We start from the raw sequence: 18639 nt of genomic DNA on the forward strand, positions 1-18639 counted from the left end.
CGGCGTCAGGCCGAGAGCAGAGCTAGCCGCCGATAAACCGCCAGAGTTCAGGATCGGGTTCGATCTGGCCGCCGAGCACGAAATATTTGTAGAGGACCAGCAAGGAGATCGCATGCTCGTCCCGTTCATTGGAGAATTTGCGGCAATAGGCATTGGCTGCGGCGATGATGCGCTCCGCCGCGGCCGGGTGCGCTTCGAAATAGCGCACTTTTTCGCCGAGATCGGCAAAATCCGGGTCGAGCGGCGCATAGTGGACACCGGCCTCGAGCTGGCTCTCGCCAAACCATGTTTCGTAGGTCGGCGGCGGCATCAGACAGAGCGAGTTGGAATTCATGATCCATTTGAGGTTGGTCGCCACGTCATTGCCCTCCAGCGAGACGATGTAGCGATAGCGCAGGTGCTGGCTGATGCTGAGGAAAGGCTTGCTGTACTTAGCCGGTGCGCTGCGCTTGTGCGAACCGGCATCGCAGAACGGCAAGTCGCGCGCGACATCCAGGAACCGTGTCCTGATCGGGTTGTTGAGGTCGCCGCGCCAGACCACGGCAGGGCGCTTGTCGGCGAAGGCGACGGTATCGAGGGGCATGTGGAAGTGGCGGAATTTGTTGAACTTCATGACGACGGCATTGCCGTTGTCGGCGCGGATCGGCCGGTCCTTGACGAGGGTCGGCAGCTTGGGCACGCCGATGACATCACCGAACTTCAGGTCGATGAGCAATGATGGATCGAAATAGCGGGCAAATTCCTTCAGGTCGTAATAGTACATGCTCGGTTCAAACGGTATCTTGTCGATGCGCACAGCATCCGGGCCTGGTGTAAAAGCGTCCTGCAGCTTGTTGTAGTGATTCAGTCGCCGGCGCACGGCCTCGTCCGAGAGCCTGGCCTGCTGCAGGCGGCTGGCCAATCGCCGCCGGAAGATCGCCTGGGGCGCGATATCGCGCATGACGTTCCGCGCATAGTAGAAGACCTTTGCCGTCGTTCGTTGGAGGGTGGCCATGGACTCTTTTGATCAAAGATAAACGCGGTTGAACAAGTGAAGGTCGGGATGGTTCCCGCAGCATGATTGCCCTACCATCCAGCCACGCATTCCGATAGCGCCCGAATGCGGCTGGCGGCCTCGACCGAGCGCCGCAACTAGCCCGTTATGTAGCGCCACACCTCGGCATCCGGTTTGATCTGGCCCGAGAGCACGAAGTATTTGTAGAGCACCAGCAGGGAGATCGTCTGCTCGGTCTGTTCGTCGTCGAATGTCCGGCAATAGGCGTTCGCAGCCGCGATGATGCGCTCCGCCTCCGCCGGATTCCGCTCGAAATAGGCGACGTGGTCCTCAAGGTTCGAGAAATCCGCCGCGAGCGGCACATAGTGGACGTTGGCTTCGAGCTGCCGCTCCGCAAACCAGGTCTCATAGGTCGGCGGCGGCATCATGCAGAGCGACTTCGAATTCATGATCCATTTGAGATTGGTCGCCACGTCGTTGCCCTCGAGCGAGACGATGTAGCGATAGCGCTGGTGCTGGCTGATGCTGAGAAAAGGCCTGGCGTATTCGGGCGGTGCGTTCGGCTTGTGCGAACCGGCATCGCAGAACGGCAGGTCGCGCACAGCGTTCAGAAATCTTGTCCTGATCGGATTGTTGAGATCACCGCGCCAGACAACGGACGGCAGCTTGTCGGCGAACGACATCGCGTCAGCCGGCATCTGGAAATGACGAAACTTGTCGAGTTTCATGATGATCGCGTTCTTGTCGTCAGCACAGATTGGCCGGTCCTTGACGATCGAAGGCACCTTGGGGACATTCCTGACGTCGCCGAATTCCAGGTCGATGAGCAGGCCGGGATCGAAGTAGCGGGCGAACTCCTTCAGGTCGTAATAGTACATGGTCGGCGTGAAGGGCAGTTTGCCGATGCGCATGGCATCGGCGCTTGGCGCGAAACCATCCTGCAACTTGTTGTAGTAATTCAGCCTGCGGCGCGCCGCCTCACCGGAAAGCCTGGCCCTTTCGAGACGGCCAGCCAGCCGGGCACGAAACAACGCTTGCGGAGCGACATCGCGCGCGACGTTTCTCGCATAATAGAAAACTCTTGCTGCGGTCCGCGAAATTGTGGCCATCGGTCACTTGATCAAAACAAACGGGCGGTTCTCAATCCATGGCGCCCGCATGTCCTACATCATTGTGGCGCCGATCTGGCAAGCGCCCGCATCTCTTCGATGCCAGCAGCCACGCATTATCGCTTCGGCTGTTGTGTTTGACGGCTAATGCTCCTAGGCAGGCTCAGGGCCGCAAGGCAGTCACAAAAGGAGCCGACATGGCGCGAGCACCAAACTACGATCAGGAACGCAAGGAGCGCGACCGCCAGAAAGCGGCCAAGAAGGCTGAAAAGCTGGCGGCCAAGGTTGCCGCGCGCGAACGTACGAAACCTGAAACCGAGACTGAGACCGAAACGAAGGATTAACGGCATCCGGCCCGCTAATGCGGGCCGAGCCTCAAATCCAATTGTCAGCCCAAACCGCGAGCTAATATCACGCTGGCGCCTTGTCGCTGATGAAGACATCCACTTCCCGCGCCGCAGCGATGAAAGCGCGCCTGGCATTCATCGCCGGCTTGTCGCCGGCGAGCGCGTCGTGACAGGCCTGCAGCGCCGCACGATGCTTGGGGCTGCGCTTGCCGGGCCAGTTGTTGAGGAGGTAATCGGAAGCCTCCCTTGCCGAACGCAAGAGCTGAGTGCTTCCCGCCGTGACGGATTTGACGGTCACAGGTGTTTCAAACCGGTTGTTTTCCATCGCCGCTCTTACGCCATCGGCTTCCTTGAAGCGAGGCCGAAAGTGCGCTTCACGTCAGACCCGTCTGTTTTTCCGGCCAGCGCGCCGCAGCCCATGGACCGCATTAAGCGGCGACGACGGCAAATCCCCTGGCGCGAAGGCCACGTCGGTCGTTGGCAAGCGACGTCACCAGCCGATCACGGCTGCCGACGATGTGGGCCGACAGCAGCCGCGCGGCTTCATCAGCCTGACCGAGGCGTGTCGCGGCAAGAATGGCGCGATGTTCGACCCAGGCACGGCCAAGGGCCGTCTCGTCACGCACTTCCAGCCAGCGGGCGCGCGACAGACGCGTCATCGCGTCACGAACCGCCCGGAACAGGAATTCGTTGCCGGAGAGCCGCGCCAGCTCGATGTGAAAATCCATGCCGACACGATGCCACTCCTCGCGCGGCGTATTTTCGTCGCAGGAATCGAGCATCGCCTCGATGACATCGATGGCGCTCTTGTCGGCTTGCCCGCACGTCAGCCGCAATGCCGCGATCTCGACCGCCTCGCGATAGACCGCAACCTGCTCGAGTTCGGCCAGATTGATGGGCGAAACGGTCCAGCCGCGCCCGTCCCTGCCGACCAGCCCCTCGGTCTCCAGCCGCAGCAGCGCCGCCCTGACAGGCGTGCGCGAGGCGCCGAATTGGCTTTCGATCCAGCGTTCGGTCAGCCGCTCTCCCGGCCCGATCTCGAGCGCCAGGATCATCTCGCGAAGCTGCCGTTCGACATTCTGCATCTGCGACATCGCGCGCCCTTTCCGAAGCCGCATTGACAGCGGCCGGCGTGAAGTTCATGACGGAGACCAATTTGGTATCCCAAAATGGTATCCGCAACAAGCGCTGATACCGGGCAGGCAGGGCATGACGCAGGAAGACACGCAGCAAAGCGGCTACAACATTCACTGGCGGCGCAATCTCGCGGTCTGTTTCGCGGGCTCGTTCAGCACGCTCATCGCCATGACCCTGCTGTTGCCATTCCTGCCGCTCTATGTCGAACAGCTCGGCGCACAGGGCCACGCGGCAATCGTGCAGTGGTCCGGCGTCGCTTATGGCGCCACCTTCTTCGCCGCGGCCACAGTAGCGCCGCTATGGGGACGCCTGGGTGACCGCTACGGGCGCAAGGTGATGCTGGTGCGCGCCTCCTTCGGCATGGCGATCTGTATGTCGCTGACGGGCATGGTCGAGACGGTCTGGCAACTGGTTCTGCTGCGCCTGCTGATCGGCTTCGCGGGCGGCTATTCCTCCGGTTCAACCATACTGGTGGCCATGCAGACGCCGAAGGAGCGTTCCGGCTGGGCGCTTGGCGTGCTGTCGGCGGGCATTACGGCGGGCTCGCTGGTCGGTCCCCTGTTGGGCGGCGTGCTGCCGCCGGTGATCGGCATTCGCGCCACCTTCCTCTTGTCAGGCGGTGTGATCTTCCTCGCCTTCCTGGCAACGACCTTCCTCATCAAGGAGAGCCCGCGCCCGAAGCCAGCCAAACCGGTGTCGGCGGCAAAGCCGAAAAGCGGCTGGTCGCAGATCCCGGACAAGCGCCCGGTCGTGGCCATGCTGACCACCGGCATGCTGCTCGCCTTCGCCACAATGTCGATCGAGCCGATCATCACCGTCTATGTGCAGCAGCTCATCGAGGACCAGAGCAGGGTGACGCTCGTCGCCGGCGTTGTGATGTCGGCCGCCGCGCTGGGCACCATCCTCTCGGCGTCTTGGCTCGGCAAGCTCGCGGACCGGATCGGGCACTGGAACGTTGTCGTGGGAGCACTGGCGGTTTCGGCGCTGCTCCTTATCCCGCAGGCTTTTGTCACCAATAGCTGGCAGCTTATCGGCCTGCGTTTCCTGATGGGCCTGGCGCTGGGCGGCCTCCTGCCCTGCATCACCAGTGTCATCAGGCACAACATCCCCGACGGCGTTGGCGGCAACGTGCTTGGCCTGGCGATCTCGGCGCAGTATGTCGGACAGGTCGCGGGGCCACTGGCCGGCGGTTTTGTGGGCGGCCATTTCGGCATGCCGGCGGTGTTTCTCGGCACGTCGGTGCTGATGGCGCTCGGGGCGGCCTACAACTGGATCGTCCAGTCGCGGCGGACGCGGCATATGGCGCTGGAAGCGCGCAAGCCCTGACGCTTGCTGAAGAAAGAAGGAGCACGCCGGCCATGAACCCCGATCCAAACGGCAGCCGCCTCCTCGTGCTTGCCGGCGGCCTCGTCGGCGCGGCGGGGGTGGCGCTTTCGGCGGCCGCCGCCCACCGCGGCGGCGCCTTTACCGGCACCGCCGCGTCGTTCCTGCTGATGCATGCGCCGGTCTTCCTCGCCATCGGCCTTATCGGCGCGAACCGCTGGCTGCGCATCGCCAGCCTCGTTCTGCTCGCCGGGCTGCTCCTCTTCGCGGGCGATCTTCTCGCCCGCGATTTCTGGGGCTCAAGGCTGTTTCCGATGTCGGCGCCGATCGGCGGCACCCTGCTCATTGCAGGCTGGCTGGCGATAGCGATCTCGGCCGTGGCACGTCCACGACCCTGAAATGATTGCTTGAGGTCAATCCCGGCGGCGTTCCGGGCGGACCCAAAGGGCACGGCCGCCAACAGCAGGTTTCACCCGTCGTCGCGCTTCCGGTCGCTCGGTGGCCGGTGCGATGCCCCAGTAGTTGCGGTAGATATCTTCGAACAGATGCTTGATGGGATGCATGACTCATCCTCCTTGTCTTTGAATCGATCCAATCGTCGGGCGCGAAAAAAGCCGGTTTGATCAGCTCCGCTTGCGCGCCACCAAGAAGCGAAGATCGCGAACCCATGGGCCCGTCTCACCACGATGCCTAGCCTTGTTGGTGGCTGACCCGATATTCCAGTCGTTGCGGTAGATGTCGGCGAACAGGTAGTTGACGGGATGCATGGCGCTCCTCCCTTTTTGGCCATTCAGCAGAACAAGCTGCCACTTGGATCGATTCAAAATCTAGGATCGAAACCGGCGTAGGTCAAGCAAAATTTGAATCGATCCAACGAAAATACTAGATGCGGCGGAAGAACGTGCTACATGGATGTCAGGAGGCACGCACAAATGGCGTCACTCACCGCAGGCAATCGACGACCCGTACGGCTGGCCGACATCGCCAAGGCCGCCGGTGTTTCGCACGGCACCGCGTCCAACGTATTCAGCCGCCCCGAGATCGTGCGCGAGGAGGTCCGCGAACGGGTTCGCGCCGCGGCCGAGGCAATGGGTTATGGCGGCCCCGATCCAAAGGGCAGGCTGCTGCGGGCCGGCAAGGTCAACGCCATCGGCGTGGCCACCGCCGAGCCCCTCTCCTATTTCTTCGACGATCCGTTTGCGCGCGTCATGATGGCGGGCATCTCGCAAGCTTGCGATGCGACCGGAGCCGGCATTTCCCTGGTCTCGGCCGCCAACAACGAGCAGCTTGCCTGGAACATCCAGAGCGCTCTGGTCGACGGCTTCATCGTCTTTTGCATCGAAGGTGGCTCGCGCCTGGTGGAGTTGGCACGTGAGCGCAAGCTGCCCTTCGTCGCGCTCGACCTCGACTCCGAGGACGGCTCGGTCGCCGCGATCGGGGTCGACAACATTGCCGGCGCCGGCATGGCGGCCCGCCATCTCACGGATCTCGGCCATCGCCGCTTCGCCGTGATGGCCCTGCCCTTCGCCGACAACAGGACGGGCCTTGTTTCGGCCGAACAGGTTCGGGCGGCAACGTATGCCGGGACGCGCGACCGCCTCACCGGCTATCTCCGGGAGCTTTCGCGGGTTGGCGTCGACGTGTCCAAAGTGCCTGTCTACGAGACCGCCAACGACGTGGCGAGCACAAAGGCGGGGCTCGAGACCATCTTCGCCTCCGACACGCCGCCCACCGCCATCCTGGCCATGTCGGACAGAATAGCCCTGGTGGCGCTCGAATGGCTGAGCGCACGCGGGCTGAGCGTGCCTGACGACGTTTCCATCGTCGGCTTCGACGGTGTTCCGGAAGCAGCGGTGTGCGAGCCGCCATTGACCACGATCGCCCAGCCGATTGCCGAGATGGGCCGCCTTGCCGTCAGGGCGATCCTGGAGAGCGACGGGCCGGTCAGCCGGCATCAACTGCCGGTCGAACTGATCGTGCGAGCCTCGACGGCTTCGCCACGCGGCTGAACCGCACGGCCGAACCGCCTACCGATTGGCTCTTGCCATGGCAGTCCCCAAAGGCGCACGAACCGGCGCGGGAACCGTTTGGGCCGTGCGGGCCTTGCCCGAACCGCCGATGGTCGACAGCCATTCGAGATAGAAGGCGAGCGCGAACTGCATGGCGATGCCGGCCGATATCAGCAGGCTGTCATAGACGAGCCCGCCCGGATTGATCAGCTTCATCACCTGCGCGACCATGGCGATCACCGTGCCGGCGATGAAGACCGGCAGCGATCTTTTGCCCAGTATGGCCAGCGGATGGTCGGGGCTGGTGCGGAACAGGTTTGACACCGTCGGCAGGGCGACGACGAGGTAGCTGACCGCCAGGATGTGCAACAGCCGCGGCAACGACAGGAAGGTCTTGTCGAAGCCGCCGATCACCACCGGCAGGTTGAACCACGTTATCTGTCCCCAGAGCGGGCTATGCACCCACACCAGAGCCGCCAGCACATAGGTCGCGGCCGCGCCGACAAGCCAGCGGTTGACCGGAATGACACCGCCGCGCCTGACATGCAGCATGGCGGCAAGGCCGATGTTGAACAGGAACTGCCAGGACAACGGGTTGAGGAACCAGAAACCGGGCTCGGGGTAATTGGGCGGAGCGATCTCCCAAATTCCGGCAACCAGCCATAGCGTGCCGGACACGACAAGCGCCGCGGCGGGCCTGGAGCTGACGAACAGGACGAACGCCGGCGCCATCAAAAGCAGCGCCGCATAGACCGGCAGGATATTGTTATAGCCGAGCTGATGGCCGAGCGTGACGATGCCGACCAGCACTTGCGGCGTGTTTTTCATCAAGGGCTCGATGTTGATGAGCGTCAGCAGTTCCGGCCGCTTGGCAAACACCGCCACGGCGCAGAACAGGGCCATCACCACCATCGTCGTGACGATGTGGGCGACGTAGAGCACGCCGGCCCGCCGCCACATTTTCAAGGTCGCCAGAAGCCGGCCACCCGGCCGGAACTTTGTGCCGTAGGCGAGTGCGACCGAAATGCCTGATATCAGCACGAACGCCTCGGCCGCGTCCGAAAACCCGAAATTCTTGTAGGTCAGGGTCTCGAAAGCCGTGCCCGGCACATGGTCGACGAAGATGGTGAGCAGTGCCAGCGCGCGCAATACATCGATACGCGTGTCGCGTTCCAAGATACGCAAATCGCGATCTGGCGAAACAGGGGTAGTCATCGACAAAAGGCCTCAAAGCTGGTTGTTCATGTCCAGCAATGCGACCCCCGACGCACCGCTTCGATTCCTCCCACAGGGAGTGTATCGGCGCAGAAACGGGCCGGAATGAGCCTGGTTCAATCAACTTTCGCGGAGCATGAAAATATTGCGTTTTGAAGCCGGCAAATTGAGCGAAACCTCATATAATCAACGGGATGCGGTATGACTGGCGCCAGTGTCGAAAATGGCCCTCCGATGCTGGATCTAGCCTTTCCCTATCGCCTCCTCGGTGCCGGCAAAAGCGGCCGCGCGTGCCTGTTCCTGCTGCATGGATCGGGTGTCGACGAGACAAGCATGGTGCCGCTGGCGAGGCGCATCGCGCCCGACGCCCCCCTGATCGCGGTACGGGGCCGCATCCCGCAGGAGGACGGTTTTCGCTGGTTCGAGCGAATCACGCCGACGCGCTTCGGCCAGCAAAGCATCCGTGTCGAAACCGCCGCCTTCGCGGCATTCGCAAGCGAAGTCGCCGCGCGCCATGGGCTCGATCTCGCCCACGCGACATTCATTGGCTATTCGAACGGCGCCAATCTGGTTTCGAGCCTGATGCTGCTCCATCCCGGCATTGTCCGGAGCGCGGCGCTGCTGAGGCCAATGCCGGTGCTCGACAAGGTGCCTTCAACGGACCTCATGGGCACACGGACGCTGATCATTGCCGGGGCGGCGGACGAGACCTACGGGCCTTTCGCGTTGGCGCTGGTGACGCTGCTCAGCCGGCACGGTAGCGAGATCGACGCCCGGATCGTTTCATCAGGCCACGAAATCGGCGACCCGGACGCCGCGATCGTCGAGCGATGGCTGGCCGGAGCGGCACAGGGAGGCTGACCGCCTTTGCGACCGCTCGCTGCCCAATCAGCGTTCGGCCACCATTCGAACTTCTGCCCCGGCGATCAGCAGGCCAAGCCCGCTTTCAAACAGCGCCTCGTGTCCGCCGGCACGGTAGTGCACCAAGGCTTCATGCAAAAGCGGATGATCATGCGCCGCCGCATCCAGCGCTTCGCCACGCCCCGGACCTGACAGATATTCGGCTTGCTCCTCCATGACACAGCCGACCGTGTAGCGGCCGACCGTCATCAGCAATTCCATGGCTGGAATCGCCGCCATGCCCTCGCCCACCAGGAATTCCAGCAGCCGCTCGAAATGGCAACAGAATGAAGGGGAGTGTACGGCTCCCCGCCGAACTTGCATCAAATGGGGCTACCCCCGTCCCATCCTGTTCCAGGCGTCGAGGCCGGCGATCTTGTAGGCCTCGGCCAGGGTTGGATAGTTGAAGGTGTTGTTGACGAAGAAGTCGACCGTGCCGCCGAGATTGATCACCGCCTGGCCGATATGAATGAGTTCGGTGGCGCCCTCGCCGACAATGTGCGCGCCGAGCAGGCGCCGCGTCTCGATCGAGAACAACAGCTTCAGGAAGCCTGTGTCGACGCCCATGATGTGGCCGCGCGACGTCTCACGGAAGCGCGCGACGCCAACCTCATAGGCGCCGCCGCTTTGGCGTACCTGCTCCTCGGACTGGCCGACCGTCGATATCTCCGGCACCGCGTAGATGCCGTAGGGAAAGGTCTCCGGCGGCGCGGGCAGGGTCACGCCAAAGGCATGGCAGGCGGCCACCCTGCCCTGCTCCATGGAGGTCGAGGCGAGGCTTGGAAAGCCGATGACGTCGCCGGCCGCGTAGATGTTCGGCACGCTGGTCTGGAAAGTCTGGGGATCGACCTTGATGCGGCCCCTGGAGTCGGCTTCGATGCCGACCACGTCGAGGCCGAGGCTGCCGACATTGCCGGTGCGGCCGGCGGCGTAGAGCACGACCTCGGAGCGAATGGTGCGGCCATCGGCCAGTTCCACTTCGGCGGCATCCGGCTTGGAGCGGATTTCCTTGACCGCGCTGCCCAGTCTTATCGTCATGCCGCGGTCGCGCATCTGGTGGATGAAATCGTCGACGATCTCCCGGTCGACGAAATCGAGGATGGAGTTGCGCGGCTCGACCAGGGTCACCGGTACGTCGAGCGCGGAAAAGATCGTGGCGTATTCGACGCCGATGACGCCGGCGCCGATCACCGTCAGCGTGCGTGGCAGGCGGTCGAGTTCAAGCATTTCGTCGCTGTCGAAGACACGGGTCTTGTCGAAGGGCACGTCGGCCGGCCGATGCGGCCTGGTGCCCACGGCGATCAGTGCGTTGGCGAAACCGACTTCGCTGTAGTCGCCATTGTCCGATGTCAGGCTGACCTTGTTGGAGCCCAGAAATTTCACCGCCGCGCGCGCGCTTTTGACCGTGTTGCGCATGAACTGGTGCTGCAGCACCTCGACCTCATGGTCGAGCGTCTTGTGCAGGCGCTCGATCAGGTCGCCGACCGAGATATCCTGCTTGACCCGATAGCCGCGTCCATAGAAGCCGCGCTCGCGCCAGCCCGAGAGATTGAGCACCGTTTCGCGCAGCGTTTTGGAAGGAATGGTGCCGGTGTGCACCGAGACGCCGCCAAGGCGCCGGCCCCGGTCGACCACCAGCACCGATTTGCCGAGTTTGGCCGATTGCACGGCAGCGCGGCGGCCGGAAGGGCCGCTGCCGATGACCAGCATGTCGTAGTCCATATTGCCCCGTCCCCTCGGCGTCTTGTTGCGCCGCAGCAAGCTAACGCCATCCGTGCTGCAAATTCAACCGCTTCGGACCCTCAGCCCATTCTGTCCCGCCTGGCGCCGCGGCGAAACGGTCCGATCTTGATTCCACCATGAGCCTTCACCATTTCTGGTCCGGTGGGGCGCAGGCTAAGCAGGCCCCTGTTACGAGGAAATGACATGAACGCTCGCGTTCTCGACGGCGAAATCATCAACACCCGGCTCGACGATGTCAGGGCTTTTGAAGGCGTGCGCACAAGGCGCATCCTGGCTTTCGTGCTCGACTATCTGATCGTTGGCCTGCTGAGCATTCCGGTCGCCATCCTGGTGTTCTTCCTCGGGCTCTTGACCCTCGGCCTGGGCTGGATGCTGTTCGGCGTCCTGGTGCCGGCAGTCGCCATCCTCTACATCTGGAACACGTTGGGTAGCGCCGACCAGGCCACCACGGGCATGAAGATGATGGGCATCCGCCTCGACCGTCTCGACGGCACCCGCATCGACGGGCTGACCGCGGTCGTCCATTCCGTATTGTTCTGGGCCGGCAACGTCATCCTGTCGCCGCTGGTCCTGCTGGTGACCCTGTTCTCGGACCGCAAGCGCACGCTGCACGATCTTTTGCTCGGCACTGTCGTCAGCCGCACCGGCCGCTGAAACCGCCCTGAAGCAAAGCCGCAGCCCCCCTTGAGCGCAAATGTGAAGGTGTTGAGTTGCCCACATCTTCACAATCCTGTTGAATTTTTCGCCGCCGGAGCCAAAGGTAGAGCGATTCGAAGGAGTGTTTCCAAGGCTCGATGACGCAGCACCCGACCCAGTCGCCGCAGTTCTTCCTGACCGCGCCGTCGCCGTGCCCCTATCTCGACGGCCAATTCGAGCGCAAGGTGTTCACGCATCTGGTCGGCGACAAGGCCTCGGAGATGAACGACCTGCTCACGCAAGGCGGCTTCCGGCGCTCGCAGAACATCGCCTACAGACCAGCCTGCGAGACCTGCCGCGCCTGTGTGTCGGTGCGTATCCTGGCACAGGAGTTCACCGCCAGCCGCAACATGAAGCGCGTGCTGCAGCACAATTCCGACCTCGTCGGCGCCATGCACAACGCCGAGCCCTCGACCGAACAATATTCACTGTTTCGCGGCTATCTCGATGCCCGCCACCGCCGCGGCGGCATGTCCGACATGACGGTGCTCGACTACGCCATGATGGTCGAAGATACCCATGTCGACACCAAGGTGATCGAATACAGGCGGCGCGGACCCGACACCTTCATCACCGGCAAAGGCCAGGGTGAACTCATAGCGGTGGCGCTCACCGACAAGATGGCCGACGGCTTGTCGATGGTTTATTCCTATTTCAATCCCGATTTCGAAAGCCGCTCGCTCGGCACGTTCATGATCCTCGACCATATCGCCCGTGCCAAGGCGATGGGGCTGCCCCATGTCTACCTTGGCTACTGGGTCAATGGTTCGCGCAAGATGAATTATAAGATGCGCTTCATGCCGCAGGAGCATCTCGGCCCAAAAGGCTGGGAGCGCTATACCAACGAAGCGGTCTGACGCTGAGTTTTCCCCCGATCCACGCTTAAACTGTTTCAAGGCAGGGGATGCTGGTCTTTCAGCCGCTCGGCTGGAGAGAGTGCGCGCTTGCGCCGACCGGCCGCCTGCAATTCAATTGCGAAAGTTCCTGCATGTCCTCTCACCATGATCACCAGAAGGGCCTTCTGATAACCGCCATCGGCGGACTGATACTGACCGTCGACATACCGTTGATCCGCCTTGCGGATGGCGGCGCGTGGACCATCCTTTTGCTGCGAACCGGAACCACCTTCATCGCCGCGATGATCATCTGGTCGGTCTGGCGCGCGCTGAGCCGGAATGTCCCGCCGCTTATCCCCGGCTGGTCCGGGCTGATCGTGGCGATATGCTATGGGCTGACCTCGATCACCTTCGTTACCGCGGTCTTCCACACCTCGACCGCCGACCTGGTGTTCATCCTGGCCTTCAACACCGTCTTCGCCGCACTCTTGTCCTGGATATTCCTAGGGGAAAGGCCGGGAGCGGTGACGATCGCGGCCATGCTGGTCATGATCCTCGGCGTGCTGGTCATCGTCGGCGGTTCGGTTGGCAGCGGCAAGCTGTTCGGTGATTTCATGGCGCTGTGCTCGGCTTTCTTCATCGCGGTGGCCATCACCCTCTCGCGAGCCAGCGGCAAGGATATGGGATTCACCTCGCTGATCGGCGTCCTTCTGCCGCTTGGGCTGGCGGCCTTCATGGTGAGCGGCGAAGGCTTTCACGTAAACGCGCCATGGTGGATCATCTTCAACGGCGCCGTCATCATGCCCATCTCGTTCTTCTGCCTCGCCGCCGGGCCGAAATACATTTCAGGACCGGAAGTGGCGATGTTCTACCTGCTCGAAACCGTGCTGGCGCCGATCTGGGTGTGGATGATCTTTGCCGAGACGCCGACCCGCAACAGCCTGATCGGCGGCGGCATCCTGATCGTCACGCTGGTCGTCCATTCGCTCTGGCAGTTGCATGATGGACGCAAGCGCCGAGGCGACCTCGCGGTACACCATCCGGCGTAGAGGTCGAGATTCAGGCGCTGGCTTTCTTGACCACGCTGGGTTCGGGCAGGACTTCGATTTGTGGACCGGCTTCGATTTCATTCGGCGGCACGATCTCGTCGGCCAGTTCCACCTCGCGCAGCCACTCGCGCCAGATCGCGACCAGCAGCGCCATCAGCACCGGGCCGATGAACAGGCCGAGAAAACCCATGGTCTTGACGCCGCCGATCAAACCGAAAAAGGTCGGCAGGAAGGGCAGTTTTATCGGGCCGCCGACGAGCTTGGGGCGCAACGTCTTGTCTACGACGAACAACTCGACCGTGCCCCAGATGAACAGCGCCAGGCCGGCCATCGGTGAGCCGCTGGCGGCGAGGTAGATCGAGACCAATGTGAAGGACAATGGCGCACCGCCGGGAATGAGCGCCATCACGCCGGTCAGCGCGCCGAGCGTCACCGGCGACGGCACACCAGCCAGCCAGTAGGCGATGCCCAGCACCAGTCCCTCGCCGATGGCGATTACCGTCATGCCGGTCACGGTCGAGGAAATGGTCGCCGGCACGACGCGCGAGATCCGTTCCCAGCGGGTGGGCAGGATGCGCTCGCCGAGGCGGTCGATCTGGCCGGCGAAATTCTCGCCGTCGCGATAGGCGAAAAACAGGGCGATCATCATGAACAGCAGCGTCAGAAAGAGGCTGAAAGCGCTGCCGCCGGCGGCGAGCGCACCGCGGTAGATGCTGCCTATATTGGCGCCGCTGACCAGCTGGATCAGTTCGCCGATGCCGCCGGGATGGCCGAGATTGGTCGTCCACTGCTCGTTCAGCCATTCACCCACCACAGGCAGGGTGGCGATCCAGTGCGGCGTCACCGCACCGTGGCGGTTGGTCTCTATCGCCCAGCCGACCCATTCGCGCACCTCGTTGATGGCATAGGTGCCGGCAAGCGCGATCGGTATCACCAGGAAGGCCAGGATGAACAGGATGGCAAATGTGGCGGCGATGGTTCGGTTGCCGCCGACGCCGACCAGCAGCCGTCGGTAGAGCGGCCAGCTGGCGAAGGCGATAACGAGGGCGGCCAGCACCGGGAACAGGAAGCCGTGGAAAAAATAGACGCCGGCGGCAACGATCAGCACCAGCAGCCAGCGCGCCGCCGAGAGCGGCGGTATGACGGCCGAACGAAGCGGTGTGGAAAGCCCGAAGAGGCGCTGCTGCCGTTCCGGCTTCTGGATCTTTGCTTCCTTCAAACGCCCTGTTCTCCCCGGCCCATCCGGTCAGTTATGCACCGATATAGTGCAGCAATCGTGACGATACTCCAAATGGTGATGGCGGAGCTGCCAATCTCCCCGCTCGTGGGGAATCTCCTGCAGGACAGAGGGGGGCGTGAACCTCTGATCTGATCTTAAGGACCGAGAATTGCGAGAGGTGTAGCCAGCCATTTGATGCGCTGGCGGGACAGCGCCTCCTCTGGCCAGCCGGCCATTTCCCCCACGAGGGAGGAGATCGGCAGCTTCTAGCCGAACTTCCCAGTCCTTGGGAATCCCTTAGGCACCATCCGTCCCGCCGACGCCCGGGCGCCGATCCATTCAGCCAATTCCTCGCGCGACCGGGTGAAGGTACGGTCGGCCGAATCCTGCCAGGAGAGACCGGTTTCCAGCGTGAACGGCTTGAGGTCGAGCAGGCCGCCGTCCTTGTATTTCTGCAGCCGCACACCCTTGCCGCGACCCATCTCCGGAATTTCCGAGAGCGCGAACACCAGCATCTTGCGGTTCTCGCCAACGATGGCCAGGTGATCGCCGGTGACCGGCACGCAGCGCTTGGCCTCGTCCGGCGCCTTGACGTTCATCACCTGCTTGCCCTTGCGGGTGTTGGCGACCACCTCTTCCTCGGGAACGATGAAGCCGTTGGCGTCGAAAGAGGCGAGCAGCAGCTTGCGCTTGGGATCGTGGACGAAGGCGGTGACGATGTCCTGGTCATTGTCCATGTCGACGATGATGCGGATCGGCTCGCCATGGCCGCGGCCGCCCGGCAGCCGGTCGGCGCCGATCGTATAGAACTTGCCGCCGGTCGTGAAGACCAGAACCTTGTCCGTCGTCTGGGCATGGAAGGCGAGCTTGAGGCTGTCGCCCTCCTTGAAGGTCAGCGTCGAAAAATCGGCCAGATGGCCCTTCATCGCCCGCAGCCAGCCTTTTTCCGAAACCACCACGGTGACCGGCTCGCGCTCGATCATGGCGTGCGCGATATCGGTCAGGTCGTGCTCGGGCGCGTCGGCGAACTGCGTGCGGCGCTTGCCGATCTCGGTCTCCGGACCGAACTTGTCGCGAACCTGAGTGACTTCCCACTTGATGGTCGACCATTGCTTGGCATCGGACGCCAGCAGTGCCTCGATCTGCTTCTTCTCCGCTGTCAGGCCGTCGAATTCCTTGCGGATCTCGAATTCTTCCAGCTTGCGCAAGGCGCGCAGCCGCATGTTGAGGATCGCTTCGGCCTGGGTGTCGGTGAGCGACCAGCGAGCCATCATGACCTGCTTGGGCTCATCCTCCTCGCGGATGATCCTGATCACCTCGTCGATGTTGAGATAGGCGATCAGGTAGCCGGCAAGGATTTCCAGCCGCCTCTCGATCTCGCCGAGGCGAAATTTCGAGCGACGGATGAGGACGTCGCGGCGGTGGTCCAGCCATTCCTGCAGCACACCCTTCAGCGACAGCACGTTGGGCACCTTGCCGCGCGACAGCACATTCATGTTGAGCGGGAAACGGCTTTCGAGCTCGGTTAGCTTGAACAGCGATTCCATCAGGATGCCTGGGTCGACCGAACGGCTCTTCGGCACCAGCACGACGCGGATGTCCTCGGCGCTTTCGTCCCTGATATCCTCGAGCAGCGGCAGCTTGCGGGCCATCAACAGCTCGGCGATCTTCTCGATCAGCCGCGCCTTCTGCACCCCATAGGGGATTTCGGTAACGACAATGCTCCAGGTGCCCCTGCCCTGGTCTTCCTGGTTCCATTTCGACCGCACGCGAAACCCGCCGCGGCCGGTCTCATAGGCTTCGAGGATCGAGGCACGGCTGTCGACGATGATGCCGCCGGTCGGAAAATCCGGGCCCTGGACGAAATCCATCAGCTTCGCCACCGGCGCATCGCGATGCTCGATCAGATGCAGCGCCGCGTCGCAAAGCTCTGCGGCATTGTGCGGCGGGATCGAGGTCGCCATGCCAACCGCGATGCCGGACGAGCCGTTGGCCAAGAGATTGGGGAAGGCACCGGGGAGCACGACCGGCTCCTCGTCTTCTTCATTGTAGGTCGGCCGATAGTCGACCGCGTCCTCGGTGATGCCGGCAAGCAGATCGGTGGCCACGTCGGTCATACGCGCTTCGGTGTAGCGCATGGCGGCGGCGTTATCGCCGTCGATGTTGCCGAAATTGCCCTGGCCGTCGACCAAGGGGTAGCGCATCGAAAAATCCTGCGCCAGCCGCACCAGCGCATCATAGATCGACTGGTCGCCATGCGGGTGGAATTTGCCCATCACCTCGCCGACGATACGAGCGCATTTGGCGAACCCCTGGTCGGGGTTGAGGCGCAACAGGCGCATGGCGTGCATGATGCGGCGATGGACCGGCTTCAGTCCGTCGCGCACATCCGGGAGCGCCCGGTGCATGATGGTCGACAAAGCATAGGCGAGATAGCGCTCTTCCAGCGCCTTCTTCAGGTCGACCGGTTCGATATGATCGCCGCCGCCATTGTCAGGCGGCAAAAGCCTTTTTCCCATGGGCTGCACCTAGCCGAGCGGGTGATTCGCGGCAAGAGGCGCGCACCGGGCCAGTCGATTTGCGCGCAATTCTGCAACAGAAAACCGCAAGGTCGAGCTTGCCGGCCAACATCAATCTGTTACATGCCGCATCTATTGCGAAGCACGCTGGCGGCTCGACCTTCATGCCAAATTCACTGCATTCTCCAATAGCGGTCGGATCGGGTTTGCCTTTCAGCGCGATTTTCGACCATTGTGCCGGGACACGCCTTTTTCCCGTCCAGTTCGTCACGGAATGGTGATGGCGCAACGAATCGAAAAATAATTTCAGGACACTCTCAGGGACCTTGCGATGACAATCAACCGCTCAACTCTCCGGAAATTCGCACTTTCGACCTTCTTGCTCACGCTGCCGCTGAATGCGGCCCTTGCCCAGGACGCGGCGGTCGCGGACCGGCTGAAGGCAGCACTCTCCGCACAGGGCGTCGACATCTCCTGGACCGGCGTGACCGGCGACAACACCAGCATGATACTGCAGGGCGTGTCGGTGAAACCGGCCGCGGAAAAGGAAGCGCTGACGATCGGCGACGTCAAGCTCGAGAACATCACCGAGGCCAATGGCGGCTATGATATCGGCACCGTGTCGACCTCGGCCTTCGAACACAGCAAGGACGGCGTCACCCTGGATCTCAGCCCCTTCGTCATCCACGACATGACGGTGCCGGCCGACGGCTCCACCAGCCCGCTTGGCTCGCTGATGATGTACAAATCCGCTGAACTCTCGAACATGACGGTCAAGGTCGCCGACAAGACCGCCTTTTCGATGGACGGGCTTGCCATCCAGATCACGCCCCCCGCCGACGGCAAGGCGATGGAATTCACCGCCAACACGGAGAAGTTCACGGCCGATCTCTCGCTGGTCGAGGATCCCAAGTCCAAGGAGGTCATCAACGCGCTCGGCTACCAGAACATCTCGGGCAATCTTGAAATGGCCGGCACCTGGCAGCCGTCGGACGGCAAGATGGAGCTGTCGAAATACGACATATCCGTCGAGAATGCCGGCACGCTCGGCATGACCTTCGACCTCGGCGGCTACACGATCGATTTCATCAAGTCGCTGCAGGAAATGCAGAAGAAGATGGCCGCACAGCCGGAAGGCGCCGACAATTCGGCGCAAGGCATGGCCATGCTCGGCCTGTTGCAGCAGCTTTCGTTCAACAGCGCATCGATCCGCTTCGACGACGATTCGCTGACCGGCAAGGTGCTGGACTATGTCGGCAAGCAGCAGGGCATGTCGGCCAAGGACATCGCCAACCAGGCCAAGGCAATCGTGCCGTTCGGCATGGCGCAGCTCAACAATCCCGAGCTGACGGCCCAGGTTACGGCGGCGGTCAGCAAATATCTCGACGATCCGAAGAGTCTCGAAATCTCGGCCGAGCCGCCGGCATCGGTACCGTTCGCGCTGATCATGGCGGGCGCCATGTCCAACCCGCTCGACCTGCCGAAGACGCTCGGCGTGACCGTCAAGGCGAACGAGGACTGATCGAATTAGCTGCCTTCTCCC

At 62.6% G+C, this 18639-nt stretch carries 20 protein-coding genes; 9 read left to right on the plus strand and 11 right to left on the minus strand.

The genetic code is table 11. The annotated features are described in order from the left end of the window. Positions 1-22: 22 nt before the first annotated feature. Entirely contained in the window at positions 23-994 is a 972-nt protein-coding gene (locus FJ543_RS06635; RefSeq protein WP_140823672.1) for a glycosyl transferase family 90, read from the minus strand. Positions 995-1131: 137 nt separating this feature from the next. Next, positions 1132-2103, minus strand: a complete 972-nt coding sequence (locus FJ543_RS06640) for a glycosyl transferase family 90 (protein WP_015318262.1) — start codon at positions 2101-2103, stop codon at positions 1132-1134. A 197-nt stretch (positions 2104-2300) separates the two neighbouring features. On the opposite strand from FJ543_RS06640, the gene FJ543_RS06645 reads away from it, so the two are divergent. After that, entirely contained in the window at positions 2301-2447 is a 147-nt protein-coding gene (locus FJ543_RS06645; protein ID WP_015318263.1) for a hypothetical protein, read from the plus strand. A gap of 67 nt (positions 2448-2514) precedes the next feature. Here FJ543_RS06645 and FJ543_RS06650 read toward each other — a convergent pair whose 3' ends face one another. After that, on the minus strand, positions 2515-2775 hold the full coding sequence (locus tag FJ543_RS06650; RefSeq protein WP_015318264.1) for a DUF982 domain-containing protein: 261 nt from the start codon (positions 2773-2775) through the stop codon (positions 2515-2517). A 103-nt stretch (positions 2776-2878) separates the two neighbouring features. Next, positions 2879-3544 carry a GntR family transcriptional regulator gene (locus FJ543_RS06655; protein WP_015318265.1) on the minus strand — a complete coding sequence of 222 codons (666 nt, stop codon included), beginning with the start codon at positions 3542-3544 and terminating at the stop codon, positions 2879-2881. Positions 3545-3659: 115 nt separating this feature from the next. Here FJ543_RS06655 and FJ543_RS06660 point away from each other — a divergent pair, with 115 nt between their 5' ends. Next, on the plus strand, positions 3660-4913 hold the full coding sequence (locus FJ543_RS06660; RefSeq protein ID WP_140617069.1) for a multidrug efflux MFS transporter: 1254 nt from the start codon (positions 3660-3662) through the stop codon (positions 4911-4913). A gap of 32 nt (positions 4914-4945) precedes the next feature. Then, positions 4946-5308: a DUF423 domain-containing protein gene (locus tag FJ543_RS06665; protein ID WP_015318267.1), complete on the plus strand. Its 363-nt coding sequence runs from the start codon at positions 4946-4948 to the stop codon at positions 5306-5308. A 15-nt stretch (positions 5309-5323) separates the two neighbouring features. Here the strand turns inward: FJ543_RS06665 and FJ543_RS31415 are convergent, their stop codons facing one another. Together FJ543_RS31415 and FJ543_RS31420 are read right to left on the minus strand one after the other, a co-directional pair. Beyond that, the gene (locus FJ543_RS31415) at positions 5324-5473 is read right to left on the minus strand and encodes a hypothetical protein (protein WP_015318268.1); all 150 of its coding nucleotides are present in this window, start codon (positions 5471-5473) and stop codon (positions 5324-5326) included. Between the two features lie 60 nt (positions 5474-5533). Beyond that, entirely contained in the window at positions 5534-5677 is a 144-nt protein-coding gene (locus FJ543_RS31420) for a hypothetical protein (protein WP_015318269.1), read from the minus strand. Positions 5678-5842: 165 nt separating this feature from the next. Here FJ543_RS31420 and FJ543_RS06670 point away from each other — a divergent pair, with 165 nt between their 5' ends. Continuing rightward, positions 5843-6919 carry a substrate-binding domain-containing protein gene (locus FJ543_RS06670; RefSeq protein ID WP_140874309.1) on the plus strand — a complete coding sequence of 359 codons (1077 nt, stop codon included), beginning with the start codon at positions 5843-5845 and terminating at the stop codon, positions 6917-6919. An 18-nt stretch (positions 6920-6937) separates the two neighbouring features. On the opposite strand, the gene FJ543_RS06675 is transcribed toward FJ543_RS06670, so the two are convergent. Beyond that, complete coding sequence (locus tag FJ543_RS06675) at positions 6938-8134, minus strand: OpgC family protein (RefSeq protein WP_140874311.1); 1197 nt, start codon at positions 8132-8134, stop codon at positions 6938-6940. A 201-nt stretch (positions 8135-8335) separates the two neighbouring features. Here FJ543_RS06675 and FJ543_RS06680 point away from each other — a divergent pair, with 201 nt between their 5' ends. Then, positions 8336-8995: an alpha/beta hydrolase gene (locus FJ543_RS06680; protein WP_140874313.1), complete on the plus strand. Its 660-nt coding sequence runs from the start codon at positions 8336-8338 to the stop codon at positions 8993-8995. Positions 8996-9022: 27 nt separating this feature from the next. On the opposite strand, the gene FJ543_RS06685 is transcribed toward FJ543_RS06680, so the two are convergent. Beyond that, complete coding sequence (locus tag FJ543_RS06685; RefSeq protein WP_140874315.1) at positions 9023-9358, minus strand: TetR/AcrR family transcriptional regulator C-terminal domain-containing protein; 336 nt, start codon at positions 9356-9358, stop codon at positions 9023-9025. Positions 9359-9367: 9 nt separating this feature from the next. After that, complete coding sequence (gene sthA / locus FJ543_RS06690; protein ID WP_015318273.1) at positions 9368-10756, minus strand: Si-specific NAD(P)(+) transhydrogenase; 1389 nt, start codon at positions 10754-10756, stop codon at positions 9368-9370. A gap of 204 nt (positions 10757-10960) precedes the next feature. Between sthA and FJ543_RS06695 the strand changes: the two genes are divergently transcribed. The 3 genes from FJ543_RS06695 (at position 10961) to FJ543_RS06705 (ending at position 13358) form a co-directional block, all read left to right on the plus strand. Further along, positions 10961-11431 (plus strand): RDD family protein, encoded by a 471-nt coding sequence (locus tag FJ543_RS06695; RefSeq protein WP_015318274.1) that lies wholly within the window; start codon positions 10961-10963, stop codon positions 11429-11431. Between the two features lie 140 nt (positions 11432-11571). Further along, positions 11572-12330 carry an arginyltransferase gene (locus FJ543_RS06700; RefSeq protein ID WP_015318275.1) on the plus strand — a complete coding sequence of 253 codons (759 nt, stop codon included), beginning with the start codon at positions 11572-11574 and terminating at the stop codon, positions 12328-12330. A 131-nt stretch (positions 12331-12461) separates the two neighbouring features. Further along, a complete protein-coding gene (locus FJ543_RS06705) occupies positions 12462-13358 on the plus strand; it encodes a DMT family transporter (protein WP_140874317.1) in 897 nt (298 codons plus the stop codon). Between the two features lie 10 nt (positions 13359-13368). Here the strand turns inward: FJ543_RS06705 and FJ543_RS06710 are convergent, their stop codons facing one another. Both FJ543_RS06710 and parC read right to left on the minus strand, forming a co-directional pair. Continuing rightward, positions 13369-14577: an AI-2E family transporter gene (locus tag FJ543_RS06710; RefSeq protein ID WP_015318277.1), complete on the minus strand. Its 1209-nt coding sequence runs from the start codon at positions 14575-14577 to the stop codon at positions 13369-13371. A gap of 266 nt (positions 14578-14843) precedes the next feature. Beyond that, complete coding sequence (gene parC / locus FJ543_RS06715) at positions 14844-17096, minus strand: DNA topoisomerase IV subunit A (RefSeq protein WP_140617081.1); 2253 nt, start codon at positions 17094-17096, stop codon at positions 14844-14846. Between the two features lie 331 nt (positions 17097-17427). Between parC and FJ543_RS06720 the strand changes: the two genes are divergently transcribed. Beyond that, the gene (locus tag FJ543_RS06720; protein WP_140874319.1) at positions 17428-18618 is read left to right on the plus strand and encodes a hypothetical protein; all 1191 of its coding nucleotides are present in this window, start codon (positions 17428-17430) and stop codon (positions 18616-18618) included. Positions 18619-18639: the final 21 nt, after the last annotated feature.

The sequence above is a fragment of the Mesorhizobium sp. B2-5-7 genome, from assembly GCF_006440875.1.
GTDB lineage: Bacteria > Pseudomonadota > Alphaproteobacteria > Rhizobiales > Rhizobiaceae > Mesorhizobium > Mesorhizobium australicum.

Bases quoted from the DNA above. Each gene is read 5' to 3' on its own strand.
- FJ543_RS06640 (WP_015318262.1), bottom strand. From the start codon at position 2,103: ATGGCCACAATTTCGCGGACCGCAGCAAGAGTTTTCTATTATGCGAGA.
- FJ543_RS06655 (WP_015318265.1), bottom strand. From the start codon at position 3,544: ATGTCGCAGATGCAGAATGTCGAACGGCAGCTTCGCGAGATGATCCTG.
- FJ543_RS06670 (WP_140874309.1), top strand. From the start codon at position 5,843: ATGGCGTCACTCACCGCAGGCAATCGACGACCCGTACGGCTGGCCGAC.
- FJ543_RS06700 (WP_015318275.1), top strand. From the start codon at position 11,572: ATGACGCAGCACCCGACCCAGTCGCCGCAGTTCTTCCTGACCGCGCCG.
- FJ543_RS06680 (WP_140874313.1), top strand. From the start codon at position 8,336: ATGACTGGCGCCAGTGTCGAAAATGGCCCTCCGATGCTGGATCTAGCC.
- FJ543_RS06650 (WP_015318264.1), bottom strand. From the start codon at position 2,775: ATGGAAAACAACCGGTTTGAAACACCTGTGACCGTCAAATCCGTCACG.
- FJ543_RS06720 (WP_140874319.1), top strand. From the start codon at position 17,428: ATGACAATCAACCGCTCAACTCTCCGGAAATTCGCACTTTCGACCTTC.
- FJ543_RS06665 (WP_015318267.1), top strand. From the start codon at position 4,946: ATGAACCCCGATCCAAACGGCAGCCGCCTCCTCGTGCTTGCCGGCGGC.
- FJ543_RS31420 (WP_015318269.1), bottom strand. From the start codon at position 5,677: ATGCATCCCGTCAACTACCTGTTCGCCGACATCTACCGCAACGACTGG.
- FJ543_RS06695 (WP_015318274.1), top strand. From the start codon at position 10,961: ATGAACGCTCGCGTTCTCGACGGCGAAATCATCAACACCCGGCTCGAC.
- FJ543_RS06685 (WP_140874315.1), bottom strand. From the start codon at position 9,358: ATGCAAGTTCGGCGGGGAGCCGTACACTCCCCTTCATTCTGTTGCCAT.
- FJ543_RS06645 (WP_015318263.1), top strand. From the start codon at position 2,301: ATGGCGCGAGCACCAAACTACGATCAGGAACGCAAGGAGCGCGACCGC.
- FJ543_RS06675 (WP_140874311.1), bottom strand. From the start codon at position 8,134: ATGACTACCCCTGTTTCGCCAGATCGCGATTTGCGTATCTTGGAACGC.
- parC (WP_140617081.1), bottom strand. From the start codon at position 17,096: ATGGGAAAAAGGCTTTTGCCGCCTGACAATGGCGGCGGCGATCATATC.
- FJ543_RS06635 (WP_140823672.1), bottom strand. From the start codon at position 994: ATGGCCACCCTCCAACGAACGACGGCAAAGGTCTTCTACTATGCGCGG.
- FJ543_RS31415 (WP_015318268.1), bottom strand. From the start codon at position 5,473: ATGCATCCCATCAAGCATCTGTTCGAAGATATCTACCGCAACTACTGG.
- FJ543_RS06660 (WP_140617069.1), top strand. From the start codon at position 3,660: ATGACGCAGGAAGACACGCAGCAAAGCGGCTACAACATTCACTGGCGG.
- sthA (WP_015318273.1), bottom strand. From the start codon at position 10,756: ATGGACTACGACATGCTGGTCATCGGCAGCGGCCCTTCCGGCCGCCGC.
- FJ543_RS06705 (WP_140874317.1), top strand. From the start codon at position 12,462: ATGTCCTCTCACCATGATCACCAGAAGGGCCTTCTGATAACCGCCATC.